The sequence below is a fragment of the Labrys sp. F242 genome (assembly GCF_057813875.1).
Map to the genome: position 1 here is coordinate 506,705 of NZ_JBVASG010000001.1, position 19,379 is coordinate 526,083.

The following is a 19,379-nucleotide window of genomic DNA, read 5'->3' on the forward strand; positions in this document are numbered from 1 at the left end:
TTCTTGTGCTGGCAGGTTTTTCGATCGCCCGAGGCCGCCTGGGATCGAGCCTTCTTCAGCAGATGGAGGGCGGCGCGATCGCCTGGCCCTGGCCTGCACGGGGCCGTGTCAGGGTCCGATCTGCCGGGCCTTGGCGAAGGCTTCGGCTTGCTGTTCTGCCTCTTCACGCTCTGCCACCAGGCGCTCGGCCCGCCTTTCGCGCCGCCAGGCGATCAGGCTGTTGATGGTGAGGGCGGCGAAGCCGAGCGTATAGACCGCGGCGACGAAGGCGCTGAACCAGGCATTGTTGTCGCCGGTCCGCAAAGCGCGCTGGAGTTCGATATAGGTGGCGATGCCGTAGATCAGCACCACCAGCATGATGAAGTTCTGCACCCGAGCGCCGAAGCGCCGGAGGATGAGATGCAGGCACAGATAGAAGAACGGCATCACCACGGCATTGGCGATGATGCGGCCAATCGGATGGAAGATCGAGGGCAGCATCTCGCCGAGCCAGCGCGCGCCGAAAAACGGGACGGCCAGGAGCACGGCATAGAGCAGGCCGAGGCCGATCCAATCCAGCAGGCGGTTGGAAAATGCCGGTCTCGTCGGTTCTGCCGTCATGATCCCGTTCCGTGGACTGTACCCGCTCCGGATTTAAGCACATTCCGGAGCGAGGGACAGAGGAAACAGGGTCGCTGCGATCAGGCCGCGCCAGCTTCGCGAATGACGCGGCCGAGCCGCTCGATGCCCTGGTCGATCGCAGCGTCATTGGCCAGCGAGAAGCTCAGCCTGATCGTGTTGGCGCCCGAGCCGTCGGCGTGGAAGGCCTGGCCCGGCACGAAGGCGATGCGGGCGGTCTCGATGGCGCGGGCCAGGAGGCGGGCGCCGTCCATGCCGTCGGGCAGCGTCACCCACACGAACATGCCGCCTTCGGGGCGCGACCAGCGCACGCCCTCAGGCATGTGGCGTTCGAGGGCCGCCAGCATGCGGTCGCGCCGATGGCGATAGGCGCCGCGGATCTTCTCGACCTGGGCGGGGAAGGCATGTTCTGCCACATGGTGCATCGCCATCTGGTTGATGGTGGGGCTGTGCAGGTCGGAAGCCTGTTTCATCAGCACCAGCTTCTTGATTACACCGGCGGCGGCGCAGATCCAGCCCATGCGCAGGCCCGGCGCCAGCGTCTTGGAGAAGCTGCCGCAGGAGATGGTACGGGTGGCGTCGATATGGCCCTCGCGGGCAATGTCGAGCGCCAGGATCGACGGCACATCGGCGCCGTCATAGCGCAGGGATTGATAGGCCGTGTCCTCGATCACCACGATGTCGAGTTCGCGGGCGAGATCGAGCACGCGTTCGCGCCCGGCCTGGTCCAGCGTCTCGCCGGTCGGATTGGCGAAATCCGGCGTCAGATAGGCGAATTTCACCCGGCCACCGGCCTTCGCGGCGGCGTCGGCATAGGCGGAAGGGGTCATGTTGCCTTCCACCGGCGCCAGCCTGTCATAGCGCGGCTCATAGGCGTTGAAGGCCTGCAGAGCGCCGAGGTAGGTCGGCCAGGTGACAAGGGCGGTATCGCCGGGCGAGATGAGCAGCTTGCCGAGATAATCGAGCGCCTGCTGAGAACCGGAGGTGATGAGGATGTTGTCCGGCCCACAGGTAACACCGATACGCTGCATCTGCCTGACCACCCAGTCGCGCAAGGGCGGGAAGCCCTCGCTGGTGGAATATTGCAGTGCCGCGCCTGCGCTGGCATCGCCGAGCACGCTGGCATAGGCCGTCCGGAAGGCCTCGCTCGGAAACAGGGCGGGGTCGGGAATGCCGCCGGCGAAGGAAATGATGTCCGGCTGTTCCAGCAGTTTCAAAAGTTCGCGGATTTCCGAGGCACGCATCCGTCCCGCCCGCGTGGCGAAGATCGCTTCCCAGTCCAAGATCCTGTTCTCCTGACAAACGGCAGCAAGACGCATGCCGCCACACAACCACGGCATCGCCTCCAATTGGAAAAAGCCTGCCCGTTTTCAGGGCGCGATGCTCATGTTGCGTGCAGCATCCTCCTTGTGAAAAAATATGTCAACAATGCTGACGTATTTTTTCACTTGTTGCACGAGGCAGGTCGGCACCATGCGTGAAGGAGGCGGTCGATCACCTACCAGATCCGTCGAATGGGTTTCTGTCGGGATCATGGGTCAGTTTCAGATTTCGGGCCGGCCGAACCGCGGCATGGAAAGGCTGTACTGGTACTATTATCCTTGTTTTACTAGCGCGATAACACTAGTTGGCGCTAAAAACAACATTAAGAGGACATTGCATGTCGCGCGAATTCATGATTTTATCTTAATTCTGCGAATTAAGTTGGAGGGAATCTGATGATTGATCCAATTTCTTCTTCGTTCTATCTCTCTATTTTTGACAATTCGATAGAAATATTTAAAGAAAATAAAGTATCTGATGATATGGAGATGGTCGATAGAGTCGATCTTATCTCGGGCATCTTGGAGAATAGGGAGTCGTCGACAGGCCTATTGCCTGAGGAAACGGCCACTCTTCTTCATCTTATACGCCGCAATCCGGATCAGAAACTTCGTGCAATGGTTGTGGAGGCGGCGCGCAGGCAACGCCAGAGAACCTTCGGCCAGAGCGTGGCGACGATGGTGCCGATCGAGGTGACGTCCTTTTGCGCGAGCACCTGCCGTTTCTGCGGCTGGCGCGCCGACAACAAGGAAATGGTGCGCCTTTCCATCACCGAAACCGCCATCCGTGAGCAGGCACGCATTCTGGCGCGCAAGGGCTTCTCCCATTTCGAAATCGCGGGCGGCGACGACCTGACCCTGTTGCAGCAGCATCTCAAGGGGCTGGTGCGCGGCCTCAAGGAAGAAACTTCGGCCGTCAATCCGGAGGCGCGCGTCTCGGTCTGCCTCGTGCCGATGCATGAGCAGCACTATCGCGATCTCAGACAGGAAGGGCTCGATTGCGTGCTGACCTGGCAGGAGACCTATGACCGCGAACTCTACGGCTATCATATTCCGAGCGGACCGAAAGCCTGGGGTGTCGACGAACAATTGCGTCTGCAGAAAAAGACGGACGAGCCCGTCGGCTTCCTGCATCGGCTGCGCTCCCAGGAATTGGCCATACGTGCCGGCCTGCAGGCCGGGCTCGGGGCGATGATCGGCCTGTCGAAGGTCACCGAGGCCGATATCCTGTCCGTCGTCCTGCATGGCCGCCGGCTGATCGAGCATTATGGCGATGCGGTCGAGCCCTTGATCATCGGCATGCCGGCCTGGAATCCGATCCTGACGCAGGCGAGCGACAACCGGCCCGCCAGCGAGTTTGATTTCGACACACAGGGCAATTTCGAACTGATCGCCGCCATCTATCTGCTGGCCTTCCCCGATCGGATGGCCTGGGTCTTCGCCAATGGACGGGTGCCGCCGGATATCCAGACCGATTGCGTCGAGACGGCGTGCTGCTTCACCTCGACCCTGGTCCAGATCTCGCCGGGCGCCTATCTCGATTTCAAGCAGGCGGAACTCGACACCATGTTCGAACGGGTCCGCGGCGTTGCCGAGGCGACGCCGACCTTCGAGGAGGTGATGTCGGGCGAGCAGTTCATGCATTATTTCGCCAGCCACGAGGAGTTCGTGGCCGGCTTCGAGGCGCGCAACCTGCATGTCGTCTCCGATCGGAGCTATTTGCGGCGGGCCGATTGGGCAGTGGCCGCGGAATGAACCATGCTTTGCCGGCAGCGCAAGGCCGATCGCCTGGATCTCCGCAAGCGGGGCCCGATCGACGAGCGGGCCCTGTGGACGGAGCTTCGACCCGTGCGCTGGCTGGCCGAGGCCGAACGCCCTGAAACACCGGTCCTGGAGATCGTCTCCGTCTGCAAGTCGGAGGTGCCGGGACTGGTGAGCAATCACGGCCATGCTTTCGTTCGGCTCGTGGATGAAGAGGGCGGTGTTCGCCCTATCGGCTTCTTTCCTGATGAGAGCACCGGTATCGAGCCGGATGATTTCCCTGGCCTGCGCATGCCCGGCATGCTGCTGCTGCCGGACAAATATGACCGTGTCGCCTGGAACCCGCTGATCACGCGCGTCATCCTGTCCCGGCCGGCCTTCGCGGGCATCTGCGCCAGCATCGAGGCGCTCCAGCGCGGCAAGGGCGAGGGTGAACTCAGCTTCGATCTGCTCGACCAGAGCTGCGTGGGTTTCGTCGTCCGCATCGCGCGCCTGGCTCGGATCCGGGTCGAGGCGGAAGTGCTGCTGACCGATTTCGCCGACGGGACAGAAGTGGACGCCGGCCCGACCTGGCGCCGACATCTCGGCCGTCTTCTGCCGAGGCCGCTCTACCGCCTCCTGTTCAATCTGGCGCTTTGCACCCATGGCGGCTTCTGCACCGTGTCCCGGCAATGGGACAAGGTTGGTGACGAGCCGGTACTGCGGGCAATCAGGGGCATAAGGCCGGTGTTTACGCGCTGGCGCGACATCTGGTCCCGCCACGTTCCGTTCTACCATGTGCGCGCCCTCAGGGAGTGGCAGCGCAAGGTCGAACGCGAGGGCCTTGAGCCCTACCGCCTCGCCGAGGCCTGATCGCCGGATCTGAGGAAGCGCAGGGAAAGGCCGGCCCACCAAAGCGGGCCGATGATGACGCCACCGAGGCCTGCGGCGACATCGACGATCAGCATCTGCTGGTTGGCGCGTGCGATGAAGGCGACGACATAGAGCAGGCCGCCGGCCATGCCGAGCAGGGCCAGGACCTTGGGGATCGTGCCGAGCCGCCAGCCCAGAGCACCGAACAGCAGGAGGCTTACGCCACTCAGGAAGAAGATCAGCCAGCCTTGCGGATCGAGGACGAGTGAGAAGGAGGTGATCGACTGCCTCACGGCATCCGTACCTGCTGCGAAGGCCTGGGCGCGCTGGGCCTCGCCGCCGAGCAGGCGGACATAGCTGATGGCGGTGACACCGAAGCCGAGCTGGCCGAGCGAGGCTGCGAGCCGGGCGAGGCCGCTCGCCGGGCCTATCAGGCGCTGCACTTCGCTCATGGCGCAGAAAGCGGTGAGACCGGCCAGGGCGAAGGCCATCAGGAAGGCCTGGCGCCCGAACGGCGCCCCTGCCAGCGCATTCCAGTACTCCAGCGTGCCGGTCTTGAATTGCGAGGTCGGATCGAGAAAGAAGGTGGCGCCGGTCGCCGCATAGCTGAGGGCGCAGATGAGGCACACGATGCTGGCGGTTCTATTCATCCGAGTGCCCCTGTTCGATTGTTACCGCCATCGGCCATCAGGTTTCGAACAGTTTGAGGATGGCGCCTTGCGGCATCAGTCGCATGATGGTGTTGCGCAGTGTGGCCGTCACCGGCGTCTGCCATTGCCGCATCTTGCCTATCTTGCGCGAGCGCGCGACGAGGGGCGAGGTGCGCGCCAGCCCGATACCCTGGTAGGTCGACAAGGCCGCCGAAAGCTCCGAGCCGGCTTTGATGCAGTGCACCAGGGCCAGGGCGTCCTCGATGGCCTGGCAGGCGCCCTGGCCGAGATCGGGCGTCATCGGGTGAGCGGCATCGCCGAGCAAAGCGAGGGCACCGTCGGTCCAGCGGGGGAGCGGCAGGGTGTCATAGACGCCGGTTCGCACCAGATCCTCCGGATCGGTCGCGCCGATCACGCTATGGGCGAGGGGCGGCCAGTCCGCGAAATGCGCCAGGGCCTCGGCCTTGTGCGCGGGATGGATGGCAGGCTTGTCGTGCACGGCGCTGTTCAGCGTGCCGTACCAATAGACATAGTCGTCGCGGATCCAGAATACGCCGAAGCGGCTGCCGCGGCCGAAGAACTCGCGGTAGCGGCCCTTCGGGAAGGTGCCGGCAGGCAGTTTGGCGACGCCGCGCCAGGTCATCCAGCCGACATAGCGCAGCGGCGAGAAGCCGATCATGGCATCGCGCAGGAAGGATCGCACGCCGTCGGCCGCCACCACCAGGGTAGCGCGACGTGCCGAACCGTCCTCGAAGGTCAGGCTAGCGCCCTCGGCCTGACGCTGATAGCGGACGCAGCGGCTGCCCGTATGGATCCTCGCTGGATCGAGCGGACGCAACAATTCGGCATAGAGGTCGACCCGGCGCAGGCAGAGCAGAGGCAGGCCGCTACGCTCGCGCACCGGCGTCAGCGGGATGGTTTTCAATGGTCTTTGCCGCCAGTCATAGATCTCGCCCAACTCCAGCGGGTCGGCCAAGGTCTGGACGCCGCGGTCGAGGCCGAGCCGACCGAGCGCCCTGAGCGCGTTGGGCCACAATGTCAGGCCGGTGCCGCCCATTCCGATGTGTGGCGACCGCTCGTGAATCTCCCAGCTCATTCCCGCCTGCGTCAAGGCGTTGGCGACGGCCAGTCCGCCTATGCCCCCACCGATGATGATGACTTCGGGAAATCCCGACATGTTTGTATGATCCGTTCGAACCGGGTGTCCGCAGGCCTGAACGGGGTTGATTGTCGTATGGGCGCGGGCGGCTGTAAAACGGAAAAAGGGGTGGTGATGAACTCTCGACATGATGACGGCGGAGCCATTCGGTGAGTGTCGAAGCTTTCGTCAAGCTGTTCCTGCTGGTCTTTCCGCTGATGTTCAGCCCCGGGCCGACGAATTTCCTCTGCGCGGCGGCGGGAGGCCGCCACGGCCTGATGCGATCGGTGCCGATGATCCTCGGCATGGACCTGATGGTGTTCCTGCCCGCTTTCCTGGTTGGCCTGGGTGTCACCGGCTTCCTGGTCAACTATCCCGGTCTGCTCACCATGGTGCAGGTCGTCGGGGCACTGGTCGTTCTCTATATCGCCTTCGAGATGGCACGGGGTTCGGCACTCAGCGCGTCGACGGCCACCGACGCATCGCCGATGGGGTTTGGGGGTGGCATGCTGGTACAGGGCCTGAACGTGAAGGGGTTGACGCTCCTGCTCATCATCTACGCCCAGTTCCAATTGCCCGATAAAGAGCTGGTCGCCAATGCCCTGATCATCGCCGTCGCCCTCACCATCCTCAGTCTGGTCTCGCATTTCGTCTGGGCACTCGGCGCGATGTGGCTGGCCCGGCGCTTCTCCTCGCCCCGGGCCTTGCGCATCCAGGGCTTTGCCTACGCCTTCATGCTGGCGCTGGTCGCTGTCTGGATGTTGGCCTCGGCCCTGACGGGGGTGGGTTCGTGAAGGCAGTTGCTCGCCTCATTTGTAAGAGCGAGGGGCGGCGCGGCCTTCGTGGTAAAGGGCAAATACATTCGAGGAAGTTGCGCTTTTTCTACCCCACCGTCACCCGATAGTCCTCCTCCAGCCAGGGGCCGCCGATCGGCGCGAGGCGGAAGCGGATCTCGGCGCCATCAGGCAGGGCCGAGGTCGGCAGGTCGAGCACATGGAGGGACAGGCCCGCATCATGGGTTCGGCCTTCGTCATGGCTGGCCCAGCCGTCGAAGCTCCAGCGAATTGCCGAAAGGTCGGCGAGTTCGATGCGCAGGACCTGGCCGGGGGCAATGGCTCGGCGCTGGTGGTTGAGCCGCCAGAAGCGGCGGTTGCTCGTAATCTTGCGCTTCAGATAACGCTCGACCGTCTGGGGTGGGGTGTCGAACACGGCCCCATCCCGCAGCGAGCGCAGCAGCTTGATATGCTCGCCATGGGCCCAGACCAGCGGCATGGCGCTGCCGGTCGGCTTGCCGAGGAAGAGTTCGTGCTCCGGCCGGTCGGCGCCGTCCCAGATCTGTTCGGGCAATTGGCCGCCAGGCCCCGCCGAGGCTTCGAGCGCTGCCAGCAGGCGCCGGGCCTCTTCAGGCCTGCCGGCAGCGAGTTCGTAATGGGCGCGTTCACCGGTCAGGAGCGGCCAGAGCCGGCCGACGCCGGTGCCGTCGAAGGCAGATCCGTCCTCATGCTCGCCATAGCCGTCATTGTTGTAGCGATACCAGCAGGGGCCACTGGGCAGATCCTTTTTCAGGAGATGGTCGATCGCCTTCACGGTCGCCACCATGCGCGGGTCGTCGGCGGCACGCAGGCCGAACCGCACCAAGGCGAGGGCGTCGGGACTGAGAAGCATCTTGGCGCTGAGCACGGCCTCCTGGGCGGAGCGGTTCTTGATGGCGACATTGCCGCCGAGGCCCGGCCCGTCCTCGGTGTCGCCGGGGCCGATGCGGACATAATAGCCGGGAATGCCGAGCGCCCTGGCAAGGTCGGTATCGATGGCAAAGGTCCAGTCGTCGATTTCGGCATGCCATGCGTCGGCCGTCTCGCGCAGCAACGCGGCGGCATCCGGGCGATCCGCCGCGTCCATGGCGTCGGCAGCGGCGAGCAAAGCGGCGATTTCGACGGCAAGCGTGAAGGGTGAATAGCCGGCGTCCTCTTCCCAGCGATCCTCGTCGGTGACCGGCCCGTTACGCAGCACGAAGCTCGCGGCGCGCTCCACCATCGGTACGAAGCGCCTGGCATCGGTGGCATCGAGACTGCCGGCCCGCACGAGCATGTCGTAGAGCAGGATGGGGAAGGCGGTCTCGTCCATCTGGATGCCGTCCCAATAGGGATGGCCGTCGGTCCAGTTGTTCTGGGCCCAATGGCCGTCGCCCTCCTGGATGGCGGCGAGATAGTCGAGGATGCCGCGCGCATCGGCCGGGCTGCCGGCCGCCAGGAACCCTCCGGCCGTCTCGACGAGGTCGCGCGGCCAGATCAGGTGGTAGCCGCCGAGATCGTTGTCACCCTTGTTGTAGCCCCAGGGCGTCGACAGGCTGGCGATGGCGCCGCCCGTGAAGGCGCCGGTGCGATGGGCGGCAAGCACGGCGGTGCTGGTGCGGTAGCTGGTGCCTCGAGCGGGGCTGATATGGTCGAGATCCTCGAGGCCCGCCTGCCAGCCCTGCCAGATGGTGCGCACGCGCCGGCGCGCGGGCTCGAACCCTTGCTGCAGGCTGGCGATGGCGTTGAGAGCCGCTTCCTCCGGCCTGAGGCCCAGGCCGAGGCTGAGCAGCACACGGCCCTGGCTGCCGCGAAGGTCGAGCGTGCCGCTCAGCGCGACATTGCCATCCTCGGCGCGGAGCCAGGCGGGGTTGACGCCTTCGCCTCGTTTGAGGGTCTGCCAGCCGTCGGAAAAACCGACATAGCCGGCCGAGCGGGCCTGCCAGGGAACCGAGGCGGCGAGGGCGAGCGAATAACCGTAGCTGCCGCTGGCCATCAGCAGGCCGTGCCCCTTGTAGTCGTCGACCCAGGCGGTGTTGTGGCTGCCCTGGTTGACGAGGTGCGGCGACAGCAGCACGTGCAGGCCGTAATCCTCAGTCTCGCCCTTTAGAGCCTCGAATCGAATGTCCTGCAACAGGCTGTCGCGGAAGGGGTCGGCCAGCACAGTCTTGCTGATGCGATAACGCCCGTCCTGCGCCGTGTTGACGAGTTCGAAGATCGGGATGCCGTCGCTCTCCATGCGGATGTCGCCGTCGGCGTCGCGCTTTTCCTCGGAAAAATAGTCTGCCGCCGTGACCAGGAGGCCGCAATCCCTGATGCAGGCGAGGTCGATGCGCGGATAGTAGATCTCATTGAGGATGCCGTGGCTGAGGGCGAACCAGACACGGCTCGACGCGGAACCGGCGGTGCCGATGCCGCTCTTGGCGGCCGAGGTCCAGCGTGGCTCGACGCCCGGGGCACCGGGGGGCGGATTGGTTTCGCTCATGCCTTGCCCTTTTTGCCGATCGATTCGGCCTTGCGGGGTGGTCGAGACTTGCCGGGAGGCTTGTCCTTGCTGGAAGGTTTAGCCTTGCGGGGCACCGGCGCTTCTTCGGATTCGTGGAAATTCTTCAGGCGCCAGAGCGCCGCACCTCCGTCGAGGCCGGCATCGTTGGAGCCGAGCGTGACGTTGGCCGGTAGCGCGAGTTTCACATGCTTGGTGTTGCCGCCGCCGAGATAGAGGTGGTCATAGTGGAACAGCACGAAAAGCACGTCGATGACATGCTTCAACCGCTTGTTCCAGCGCTTGTTGCCGATCTTCTCCCGTGCTGCCTCGCCGATATAGTCGTCATAGGTCTTGGAGCGGGTAATCGGGTGGTGGGCCAGCTCCATATGCGGCATCAGCTCGCCGTCACGGAACACCGCCGTCCCCGCTCCGGTGCCCAGGGTTAAGGTAAGCTCGATGCCCTTGCCTCTGATCAGGCCGAGGCCCTGGACTTCCGCATCGTTGATCAGCCGTATCGGCTTGTCGCCGAGCCGTGCCGAAAGTTTCTGTCCGAGCGGGAAACCGTCCCAGCCATCGGGAGCAAGGTGGGGGGCGGTGAGGACGCGGCCATGCCTGATCACGCCAGGAAAGCCCACCGAGATCCGGCTATAGGCGGGAAGGGACGCGACCAGCTCCGCCAGGGTCTCGACCAATAGATCGGGCGGGCAAGGATGGGGCGTGGCAACGCGCACCCGTTCTCCCTGCATCTGGCCGCCCGGATTGATGATCGCCGCCTTGAGGCCGGTGCCTCCAATGTCGATGGCGAGGATGTCGGATGTCTCCTTGGCCACGGGCAAGCTCCCTGATTGACGGCGACCCCAGCCTTACTGGGCTTCGTCGATGGAAAGGCGCAATTGTGGCTGGCTTGTGTTGCCGGCTTTATTTTGGTGGCGATCCTACCAGCTTGGTTACCCCTGCGGCAATTCGGAGGCGGAATCCGTCCCCGTTTGGGCGCCGGCATTCGATTGAGGCGGAATGTTGCCCTATTGCTAAGCGCTATGCACAAAATCCATGCAAGCGCCGCATACCGGGCATACGCGCCGGTCTGTGCGATTTTTTACCGTGCGGTGCAAAAGAGGAGTATATGCACTGCAACAAATCAATCTCTTCGGAAAGTAAGTGTCATGGTTCTCTTCGGTTTCGTCTCTTCGATCGCTTCTCGTTTCACGGCCTATCGCAATTATCGCCGTACCCTTCAGGCTCTCTCGGCTCTCGATGACCGTGAGCTTGCTGATCTCGGCATCTTCCGCGGCCGTATCGAGGAAATCGCTCGCGGCGCTGCTCGCTAATCGAGCTTAGCATCCGTTACGGAATGCAAAGCCGCCGGGATGATTCCCGGCGGCTTTTTCTTTGTCCTTGCTTGAGCCGGTTCCCCAGGAAATGCAGGGGCGCTTATGCTGCACTTGCGAAAGGAAGGGGATAGCGTACCTCTTGGTTATACAGAGGCATCCGTAGGGCCATCCGCGCTCAGCGCATAGCTCACGCAGCGCAGAAGTGATTCTAGGAGGCTTGCTGGCGTTCAAACCAGGCCAAGGCCGGTTCGGCCTCGGTAAACTTGACCTCCTCGTCCAGCTTCACCCGCTCACCACCCTTCTGTTCGAAGAGCCGGCCACGATAGAAAGTGGCAACGCCGCCCTCGGTAAGCGGCTTGTCGAGCTTCCACAATTCTGCCCGGCCGTTCTGGCGGATACGCACCCAGCGTAGCGCCGTCACAGGCCGTTGATCCGCATCAGCGCCTCGAAATGCAGCTTGGCCTGGTGGTCGAGGACATCAGTCCATTCGCGCGCCGTGCTCTCGATGACCTGCTGTGGAATGAGCTTGAGCGGCCGGCCGGTCGACATCGCCAGCACCTGCTGGCGGCAGGCGCGGTCGAGGTAATAGAGATCGTCGAAGGCGGTGGCGACGGAGGGGCCGCCGACGATGACGCCATGATGGGCCAGGAAGACGATATCGGCCTTCTGGTCCGACTTGGCGGAACTGGCGATGCGCTCGCCTTCCTTCTTGCCCGAGGCGAAGCCGCCGAATTCATCGTTATAGGCAGTTCGGCCGTAGAAGCGGGCCGCCGTCTGATGCGCCATTTCGAGCCGCCCCCCCTCGATCATGGTCAGGCTGGTGGCCCAGGGCATATGGGTGTGCAGCAGGCAAAGATGACGTGGATTGGCGCGGTGCCCGGCAATGTGGATGTTGCGCGCGGTCGCCTCCAGCTCGCCTTCGCCCTCCAGGATCTGCCCCTGTCCATCAACGAGCAGAAGATCGGCCGGACGCATTTCCGACCAGTGGACACCGTAGGGATTGAAGAGGTAGCGCTCGTCGGCACCCGGGACCTGCACCGAGAAATGATTGCAGATGCCTTCGTTGAAGTCGAACTTCGCGGCAAGGCGGAAGGCGGCCGCGAGTTCGCGGCGGAAGACGTCGATATCAGGCATTGCATTCGTCCGATCACGGGATGGTAAGCTTTCTTATCCCGTGCCGGCGGGCTGACCGCAACGGCCATGATGCCGCGCTGAAGGTGCCGCGCGCACTTTCCGGCAGTGTTTCCTCGGGATCGCCTGATGCGCGCAGCCGATTGACGCCGGAGGCGGAACTTGCCACACCTTCATCGAAGAATGCATCCATGGGGTGGTAATGAAACTCGTCCGTTCTGTCCGCCTATGGATGAAAGAGGGGACATCCGACAAGATCTACGAGGTGGATCTCGTCGATCTCGAGCGTCAGCAAGTCGAAGAACGTTATCTGGTCAATTTTCGATATGGCAGGCGTGGGGCGACGCTGCGAGATGGTACGAAGACACCTTCCCCGGTCGCGTTGTCATCGGCAGAAAAGCTTTATGACAGCGTCGTCATTTCGAAGGTGAATGACGGCTATCGCCGCATGGGCGAGGAAGCCAAGCCTGTGGCGACCTCCCAAGCGCCTGGTGAGCCGCCGGTGGGCGGCCGCGATGGCGAGTTGCTGAACCAGCTCGCGTCCTGCCTGCGTTCGCCCTGGCCCGCCAAGGAGCGCGATCGCCTGTTCTGGCGCATCGGCGTTATCCGTCTGAGGGCCGCCTGGCCGCAGCTCGCGGCCATGACCGAAAAGCTTGGCCCAAACGAGGCGAGCTACAGCCTGGTGCATGCCCTGGCGCGCTGCGGCGGCCCGGATGCGGCCGGGCTTTTGGCCGGGATCGCCGAGACCAATATCAGCGCGATAGCGCGCGACTATGCCGCCTACGCTCTCGCCAGCGATCTCCTCGGTCCGGCCCGGCAGCCGCCGCGCCTTGCGCTGCCCAGGGCCGGCAATGCGGCGCAGGCTGCGGCCATCGAGGCCGCCATCGCCGCCGCCGATGGCCATGCCCTGGTCGATACGCTGCTTGCGGTGGCAGCGATGCAGCCGGGCTTCGCCAACCAGTTCCTGATTGCCCTTGCCCATCGCGCGCTCGTCGATGCCGCCGCCCGGAAGGCCCTGCTGGCGGGGCTCGCCGCCGTCTCCGCCCGGCCTCCCTTCGTGCAGGTGTTGCGGCGCCTGTTCAAATATGCCGACCTCACCGATGATGGTCCGCTCTTTGCGGCGACGGCCCGCCAGTTCGAGCTGGCCTCGCCGATGTATCGTTATGCCTATCGCGGCCAGGTCTGGCTCCCGGGCGAGCGCAAGCCCCTGAAGCTCAGTGAGGAGCAGGCCAGCGCCACGCCGCGCGTCGCGCTGTCGGAACAGACGCTGCTTTATTTCAAGCGCCGGGCCTGGCGCAGCCTGCGCAAGCGCGGCGAACTCGGCCAGGACGCTTTCACCGCGATGGCGTGCGAGCTGCTGCTGGCTTTCAGCGATGCCGATGGCGAGAAGGCCTATGAGCAGCAGCATTTCGTGCAGGTCGACGGGCGGTATCAGCGGCGCACGCTCTATTATCCGGCCCTGCGGCGGATCTGGAGTCTCGGCCAACTGCTTCACCGCAATCAACCCGGCGTGGGCTTCCGTCCCAACAGGCTGAGCTTCTCGGTTGCCGACGAAGCGGGTGCGGATGGGCGCGGGGAGGCGTTTCCGGCGTTGTGGGACACCCAGCCGCAGCGCCTGCTGCGGGTGGCGGCAGGGGCACGCTACCAGGCCGCGGCACTCTTTGCCGTCCAGGCCCTGCAGGAAGGGCCGGTGCGGCCGGCGGCGATGGATGCCGCAGCGATCCCTGACCTGCTGACCTCTCCCTATATCGAGGTGCTGGGCCTGGCGGTATCGTTGGCGCGCCGCCTCGTCAACGATGGCAAGGCCGATGCCGCCTTGATCGCGGCCCTGATGCAGGCCGACCTCGGCGAGGCCCATATGCTGGCAATACGGGCGATCGCCGCGCGTCCCGAATGGCCCTGGTCCGAACCGGCTTTGGCATTGGCGGCCCTGCTCACCACGCAGGCGCGCATGCAGCAGGCGAGCCGCGATTGGCTGGAACAACGCCCGCCGAACTGGCAGCAGCGGGTCCGCCTGACCGAGGATTTCGCAACCTGGCTGGGAGCCCTGTCGGCCGAACCGGACGAGCGCCAGGTCGCCAGCCTGCGCTTTGCCCTGTCTTTGCTGCCTGCTCTATGGCCCGCCCATGACTGCCCGCTGCCCCCGGCCGCCATCGGGGCATTGACGGGCCACAAGGCCAGCGTGGTGCAGGGGGCTGCGATCGAACTGCTCGCCGTTACGCCGATTCGCCCTGGCGAGCTGCCGCGCCCCTTCTGGGATGCCGTCCTCGCAGCCGAATCGCTGCCGGTGCGGTCCGCCTCCATGCGCCTGCTCGCCCGGCTCGAAGACGCTGAACTCGAAGCGCAAAGCCAGACCATCCTCGCGGCCGCCACCGGGGCCCACGCGGATCTGCGCGCGGCGGCCCGCCCACTGGTGGCCCGGCTTGCTGTGCACAATCGCGGCTTTGCGGAGGCTCTCAGGGACAGGCTGATCGATGGCCTGTTCCGGGCCGAACCTTCCGACGGGCATGCGGCCGATATGGTCGAGCTGTTCGCCGCAAGCCTGCCCGATTTTCTCACCGGCATCGATACATCGACGCTCTGGCGCCTGTTGCAGGCACGGGCCAAGGGTGCGCGGCTGCTCGGCACCCGGGCGATCACGCAGAGCGATGCTTCGCGCTTTTCCGTCAAGCAGCTTGCCCGGCTCGGCAATCATCCCTTCGCGGCGGTGCGCGCCTTCGCCCTCAATGCCTTCGAGACCGACCAGGCCCGCTTCCTGGCAGCACCCGAGGATGCGGTGCTGCTGGTCGAAAGCGAGTGGGATGACATACGCGAGCCCGCTACACGGCGGCTGCTGGCCTGGCCCGATGGCGCCTTGCCGGCTGCCGCATTGGCGGTGATGGCCGATTCCACCTCGCCGGCCGTGCAGGAGAGTGCACGCCAATTGCTGCGCCGGAGCCTCGATACGGGCGATGCCGGCATGGTGCTCGCGCGCGTGCTCGAACACCCCTCGGGCAGCTTCCATCTCTTCGTCACCGAACTGATCACCGGACAGAGCCTTGCGAATCCCACCTTGTTCGCGACCTTCCTGACGCAGGCTCGCATCATTCTGATGCAGATCAATCGTGGCCGGATCGCCAAGGACCGCGTGTTCGCAGCGCTCCGGCGGGAGGCGCTCGAAAGCCATGAAAGGGCGCAGGCGATCTGGCGCCTCTTACATGATTTGACCCTCAGCGCTGTTGCCAAGGACCGGGCGCCGGCGCTCGCCATCCTCACCGAGATTGCCCGCCGGTGGCCGGATATCGCCTTGCCGATCGCCCAAGCCCCGATTCGTTTTACACCGGCCCGTCTGGCGGTTCCTTCAGCCTCGCAGGAGAGCGCGGCATGAATTTCGTCTACCGTTTTCTCGGCGAAAGCCGCGCCAGTACAGATGCGGGGGCGTCCACTTTCGGCTTCGCGCCCGATACGCTGCGCCAGCCGACCTTCTTCACCGGGAAGGTCGCGCGCCACCTCGCCTTTCGCGAGGCGATCTCCGCGCTGCACCATGTCGTGGTGTCGGATCTCAGGTTCAAGCCGCGCGATCGCACGGCCTATTTCGAATGGTTGAAGCAGAACGAGGCGGCCTTGCTGGCCGAGGCGGCCACCCGCCGCGAGGAATTGAAGCCGCGCATCGAAACGCTGCAAAAGCGCATTCGCACGCTCGATGACGAGAGCCAGCGCTTGATGAAGCCATTCTTCACGGCGCGGCAGGCCTATTTCAACTATCTCTACAAGCAAAATCGCGATGCCTGGATCGTGCTGGATCCGGTCATCACCGTGCATCCGGACGAGATCTTCTTCGAATGCTTCAGCCTGGATGAGTCCAGCTATGGGCGCCTGTCCTGCGATCACGACGTGTTCGAGCAACTCGGCGAGATGGCCTATGGCACCACCAATATCGACTACAGCCATGCGCTCTATGACGAATTCCAGAAGATCAGGACCTATCGCGACACCACGCTGAGCATCGATCCGTCCGGCTTCGAAGTGCAGACCGCCGACGACAACGGCTTCCGCGAGGAGAAGATCGACCTCCCCGATAGCTGGGTCCGGGGCTTCCTGCAGGTATCGAGCGCCATGACCCTGCCGGCGCATGTCTTCGACCTCAATCCGATGGATCTTGCCAATATCCTCACCAGCCTCGCGCGCCGGAAGGAGCGCGTCGGCCCACGCTCGTTGCGCTTCCTGCTCAAGCCCGATGCGCCGGTAGAGGTCCTGGTCGAGCCCTGGGGCGAGCGCCTCACCTTCCGGCGCTCGATCTATCGGGGTCGGGAAGGAGGCGAGATCCGGCTCTGGGGCCGGCGCCGCCTCGCCATCCTGGAACGGGCGCTGCCGCTTGCCCGCAGCGTGCGCGTGCACCTCACCGGCACGGGGCTTCCCTCTTTCTTCGTGGTCGATTTCGGCGGGATCCGCTTCACCCTCGGCCTCTCCGGCTGGACGGCCAATGACTGGTCCTCGGCCGGTCAGTTCGATCTGCTGGCCCCCCGCCACAAGGTGGATGCCGATACGGCCCGGCGCGTATTCGCCGCACTCGGAGACCGGCATGCCGCGCCGGCGCGGGACCTCGCCCGTGACCTCGGGCTGGAGGAGGGTATCGTCCAGGCCGCTCTGGCCGCCTATACCCAGGCGGGGCGGGTGATGTTCGACCTCGACAAGGGGGTCTATCGCCGGCGCGAACTCACGCGCGAGCCCCTGGCGCTGTCGGAACTGCGTTTCGCCAGCGAGCAGGAGGCCAACGCCGATCGCCTGGTCGAGGCCAATCTCGTCACCATCGCCGGCGTCGACCGCAATCAGGGCCGCCGCGTCGTCACCGGCACCGTGCTCGACAACGCCCGCAAGGAGAGTGTCGCGCTCACGATCGACGCTGACGATCGCCTGGTCGAGGCACGCTGCAGCTGTCATTTCTACGGCCACAACAAGATGATGCGCGGGCCTTGCGAGCACATGCTGGCGCTCAGGCGCATCTTCCATGCCGAGGTCGAGGGCGTGGCCCAGGACAAGGGGGGCGCGGCATGAGGCTTCCCTTGTTTACCGAGCCGTCGCCAGGGACGGCGCGCCGTCACGTTGGAGCTTTCTCGCCGCTGTTCCGCCGGGAACGGCGACATGGCTTGAAATCGGTGAGCGGATGCGCTTACCTCACCTATCGGAAGGGCGCGGGCCGGTCAGGACCTTGCAACCCGGGCGGCGTATCGCCGTCCTTGCAACATGACCGTTCACGCATCACTGGCCCAATCTTCACTGGGCGGGGACTGCCTACCGGTGCGCTATTGCAGATTGGGTTCCTTGAACCCAATAGCGCACCGGTAGGCGTCCCCGCTTCGAGTGGATTGATCCAGTCCTTGGATGAGACGAAGGCAGCCCGGCCTGCGCCCCTTCCGGTTCCCCGCGCCGACGCGTTCCTTCGTCCCCAATGGCGGGAGGCGACGTGAACCAGACCGTCGCACCGGGAAGCCTGACCCGGCAGGAACTCTATGACCGCATCCGCGTATCGTCCAAGGACGAGGTCATTCTCGAAGAGATGATCCGGCTCGGCTTCTGGCCGGATGGCACGGCCGCGCCGAGCCCGGCGGCCGCGGCGATACGCGAGCGCGGCGAGGCCCTGCGCGAACTCGGTGAGCTTCAGCGCCAGAACGCCCTGTGGAGCGATCCGGAGCGGGCGATCAAGGAGATGCACAAGCGCCGCAAGGCCGAGGCCCTGGCACGGCGGGCCGAGACCAGGCGCCGCCATGCCCAGGCCCGGCAGGACCGGGCCGAGGCTTGGCATCTGCGGCGCCAGCGCGAAGTGCTTTATCTGGGGGAGGGCGTCTCCGCCGGTCTCAGCGCCGATCCGATCAGGCGGCCGCTCCTGCCGGGACTACCCGATATCGCAGATGCCAAGGCCCTGGCGGACGGCATCGGTATTCCCCTTTCAGAGCTGCGCTTTCTCACCTTCAGTCGCAAAGTCTCTTCCGTCAGCCATTATCAGCGTTTCCGTATTCCCAAAAAGACTGGTGGAGAGCGCCTGATCTCGGCGCCGATGCCAAGGCTGAAGCGGGCGCAATATTGGGTGCTCGACAACATCCTCGCTCGCGTCGGCCTGCACGAGGCGGCGCATGGTTTCGTGCCCGAGCGTTCGATCCTCACCAATGCCCGCAACCATGTCGGCAAGGACGTGGTTGTCAATCTCGACCTCAAGGATTTCTTCCCGACCCTCACCTATGCACGGGTGAAGGGCATGTTCCGGTCCCTAGGGTATGCGGAAAAAGCAGCGATCCTGCTCGCGCTGCTCTGCACCGAGGCGATGGTCGACGAGGTCCATCTCGACGGCGAGCGCCATTTCGTCGGCGACGGCAGGCGCCTCTTGCCCCAGGGCGCGCCGACCAGCCCCGCGATCACCAATGTCATCTGCCGCTATCTCGATCGCCGGCTGGACGGCCTCGCCAACGAACTCGGCTTTACCTATAGCCGCTATGCCGACGACCTTACTTTTTCGGGCTCGGGCGAGGCGGTGCGCAAGATTGGCACCTTGCTGAAGGCGGTGCAGAGCATTGTCACCGCCGAGGGCTTCACCGTCCATCCCGACAAGACCCGCATCATGCGCCGCTCGGGGCATCAGGAGGTCACGGGACTGACCGTCAACGAACGGGTCGCCGTTCCCCGTCCCTTGCTGCGCCGCTATCGCGCCGTGCTGCAGCAGGTGGAAAAACACGGTCCGGCTGGCCGCCATTTTGGTCCCGGCAAGGATGTTGTGCGCTCCCTGCTCGGCTTCGGCCAGTTCGCGGCCATGGTGGATCCGCAGCAGGGTGCCGCCCTGCTGGAGCGCGCGCGCCGCATCGCCGCGGCGTATGCCGTCCCGGCTGCAAGACCGAAGCAGCCGGGCGGTGCAGTGGCTTTCCGCGCCGCCGCCGCGGCCGGGCGCGCGCCGGCTGGCCATCATTGGTTGCCGGCGGAAAGGCCAGCGCCGGCTCTCGATCCCGTACTGGCGGCTCTCGCGCGCGAAGAGGCCAGGAAGGCCGAACAGGCCCGGCGTCAGGCGGAAGCCCGGCCTGCCGTGCAAAGTGCCCTGCGGCGGCCTTCCGCCGAGACGGCGGCGTCTTCGGTGGGCCAGACGGCGGACCGGCGGGAGACACGCCGCGAGCCGCCAGCCGGCAAGAGGCCGCGCTTCACGCCGCAGCGCCTGCTGGTGATTGCCGCGATCCTGATTGTCCCCGTCCTCATCCCGGTGATCGGGCCGTTTATCAGCGGCATCGGCCTATTCATCTATCTGCGCTGGCTGTGGAAGCAGGGTTGAAGACAGAGCGGC

At 64.9% G+C, this 19,379-nt stretch carries 15 protein-coding genes; 7 read left to right on the forward strand and 8 right to left on the reverse strand.

Annotated elements, in window-relative coordinates; genetic code table 11:
• Positions 1 to 108 precede the first annotated feature (108 nt).
• Together ACZYTC_RS02420 and ACZYTC_RS02425 are read right to left on the reverse strand one after the other, a co-directional pair.
• Positions 109 to 600, reverse strand: coding sequence for a hypothetical protein (locus tag ACZYTC_RS02420; protein ID WP_488988821.1), 492 nt, complete (start codon positions 598 to 600; stop codon positions 109 to 111).
• A gap of 80 nt (positions 601 to 680) precedes the next feature.
• Positions 681 to 1,904 (reverse strand): aminotransferase-like domain-containing protein, encoded by a 1,224-nt coding sequence (locus tag ACZYTC_RS02425; RefSeq protein WP_488989971.1) that lies wholly within the window; start codon positions 1,902 to 1,904, stop codon positions 681 to 683.
• A 654-nt stretch (positions 1,905 to 2,558) separates the two neighbouring features.
• Here ACZYTC_RS02425 and ACZYTC_RS02430 point away from each other — a divergent pair.
• Entirely contained in the window at positions 2,559 to 3,695 is a 1,137-nt protein-coding gene (locus tag ACZYTC_RS02430; protein ID WP_454815281.1) for a radical SAM protein, read from the forward strand.
• A 3-nt stretch (positions 3,696 to 3,698) separates the two neighbouring features.
• A complete protein-coding gene (locus ACZYTC_RS02435) occupies positions 3,699 to 4,553 on the forward strand; it encodes a hypothetical protein (protein WP_434957598.1) in 855 nt (284 codons plus the stop codon).
• Here ACZYTC_RS02435 and ACZYTC_RS02440 read toward each other — a convergent pair.
• Positions 4,532 to 5,203 carry a DUF4386 family protein gene (locus ACZYTC_RS02440; RefSeq protein WP_434957597.1) on the reverse strand — a complete coding sequence of 224 codons (672 nt, stop codon included), beginning with the start codon at positions 5,201 to 5,203 and terminating at the stop codon, positions 4,532 to 4,534. The two genes, ACZYTC_RS02435 and ACZYTC_RS02440, sit on opposite strands and share 22 nt — an antisense overlap.
• Positions 5,204 to 5,240: 37 nt before the next feature.
• Entirely contained in the window at positions 5,241 to 6,380 is a 1,140-nt protein-coding gene (locus tag ACZYTC_RS02445; protein ID WP_488988822.1) for an FAD-dependent monooxygenase, read from the reverse strand.
• 131 nt (positions 6,381 to 6,511) lie between these two features.
• On the opposite strand from ACZYTC_RS02445, the gene ACZYTC_RS02450 reads away from it, so the two are divergent.
• On the forward strand, positions 6,512 to 7,135 hold the full coding sequence (locus ACZYTC_RS02450; protein WP_441770416.1) for a LysE family translocator: 624 nt from the start codon (positions 6,512 to 6,514) through the stop codon (positions 7,133 to 7,135).
• Positions 7,136 to 7,223: 88 nt separating this feature from the next.
• On the opposite strand, the gene ACZYTC_RS02455 is transcribed toward ACZYTC_RS02450, so the two are convergent.
• Positions 7,224 to 9,617, reverse strand: a complete 2,394-nt coding sequence (locus tag ACZYTC_RS02455) for a glucan 1,4-alpha-glucosidase (RefSeq protein ID WP_488988823.1) — start codon at positions 9,615 to 9,617, stop codon at positions 7,224 to 7,226.
• The gene (locus tag ACZYTC_RS02460; RefSeq protein WP_488988824.1) at positions 9,614 to 10,447 is read right to left on the reverse strand and encodes an ROK family protein; all 834 of its coding nucleotides are present in this window, start codon (positions 10,445 to 10,447) and stop codon (positions 9,614 to 9,616) included. The genes ACZYTC_RS02455 and ACZYTC_RS02460 overlap by 4 nt, the downstream gene beginning before the upstream one ends.
• Positions 10,448 to 10,780: 333 nt before the next feature.
• Here ACZYTC_RS02460 and ACZYTC_RS02465 point away from each other — a divergent pair, with 333 nt between their 5' ends.
• Entirely contained in the window at positions 10,781 to 10,945 is a 165-nt protein-coding gene (locus ACZYTC_RS02465; RefSeq protein ID WP_082979645.1) for a DUF1127 domain-containing protein, read from the forward strand.
• A gap of 211 nt (positions 10,946 to 11,156) precedes the next feature.
• On the opposite strand, the gene ACZYTC_RS02470 is transcribed toward ACZYTC_RS02465, so the two are convergent.
• Together ACZYTC_RS02470 and ACZYTC_RS02475 are read right to left on the reverse strand one after the other, a co-directional pair.
• Entirely contained in the window at positions 11,157 to 11,369 is a 213-nt protein-coding gene (locus ACZYTC_RS02470; RefSeq protein WP_434957592.1) for a hypothetical protein, read from the reverse strand.
• A complete protein-coding gene (locus ACZYTC_RS02475; protein ID WP_441770419.1) occupies positions 11,366 to 12,082 on the reverse strand; it encodes an aldolase in 717 nt (238 codons plus the stop codon). Before ACZYTC_RS02475 ends, ACZYTC_RS02470 begins: the two co-directional genes overlap by 4 nt.
• Before the next feature lie 199 nt (positions 12,083 to 12,281).
• Here ACZYTC_RS02475 and ACZYTC_RS02480 point away from each other — a divergent pair, with 199 nt between their 5' ends.
• From ACZYTC_RS02480 to ACZYTC_RS02490, 3 genes are all read left to right on the forward strand, one after another.
• A complete protein-coding gene (locus ACZYTC_RS02480; protein WP_488988825.1) occupies positions 12,282 to 15,446 on the forward strand; it encodes a hypothetical protein in 3,165 nt (1,054 codons plus the stop codon).
• On the forward strand, positions 15,443 to 17,113 hold the full coding sequence (locus ACZYTC_RS02485) for an SWIM zinc finger family protein (RefSeq protein WP_488988826.1): 1,671 nt from the start codon (positions 15,443 to 15,445) through the stop codon (positions 17,111 to 17,113). The genes ACZYTC_RS02480 and ACZYTC_RS02485 overlap by 4 nt, the downstream gene beginning before the upstream one ends.
• Positions 17,114 to 17,522: 409 nt before the next feature.
• Positions 17,523 to 19,367, forward strand: coding sequence for a reverse transcriptase family protein (locus tag ACZYTC_RS02490; protein ID WP_488988827.1), 1,845 nt, complete (start codon positions 17,523 to 17,525; stop codon positions 19,365 to 19,367).
• The last annotated feature ends 12 nt before the right edge of the window (positions 19,368 to 19,379 follow it).

Coding starts and splice junctions, on each gene's coding strand:
- ACZYTC_RS02420 (WP_488988821.1), bottom strand. CDS start 600: ATGACGGCAGAACCGACGAGACCGGCATTTTCCAACCGCCTGCTGGAT.
- ACZYTC_RS02430 (WP_454815281.1), top strand. CDS start 2,559: ATGGTTGTGGAGGCGGCGCGCAGGCAACGCCAGAGAACCTTCGGCCAG.
- ACZYTC_RS02435 (WP_434957598.1), top strand. CDS start 3,699: ATGCTTTGCCGGCAGCGCAAGGCCGATCGCCTGGATCTCCGCAAGCGG.
- ACZYTC_RS02440 (WP_434957597.1), bottom strand. CDS start 5,203: ATGAATAGAACCGCCAGCATCGTGTGCCTCATCTGCGCCCTCAGCTAT.
- ACZYTC_RS02445 (WP_488988822.1), bottom strand. CDS start 6,380: ATGTCGGGATTTCCCGAAGTCATCATCATCGGTGGGGGCATAGGCGGA.
- ACZYTC_RS02455 (WP_488988823.1), bottom strand. CDS start 9,617: ATGAGCGAAACCAATCCGCCCCCCGGTGCCCCGGGCGTCGAGCCACGC.
- ACZYTC_RS02465 (WP_082979645.1), top strand. CDS start 10,781: ATGGTTCTCTTCGGTTTCGTCTCTTCGATCGCTTCTCGTTTCACGGCC.
- ACZYTC_RS02475 (WP_441770419.1), bottom strand. CDS start 12,082: ATGCCTGATATCGACGTCTTCCGCCGCGAACTCGCGGCCGCCTTCCGC.
- ACZYTC_RS02480 (WP_488988825.1), top strand. CDS start 12,282: ATGAAACTCGTCCGTTCTGTCCGCCTATGGATGAAAGAGGGGACATCC.
- ACZYTC_RS02485 (WP_488988826.1), top strand. CDS start 15,443: ATGAATTTCGTCTACCGTTTTCTCGGCGAAAGCCGCGCCAGTACAGAT.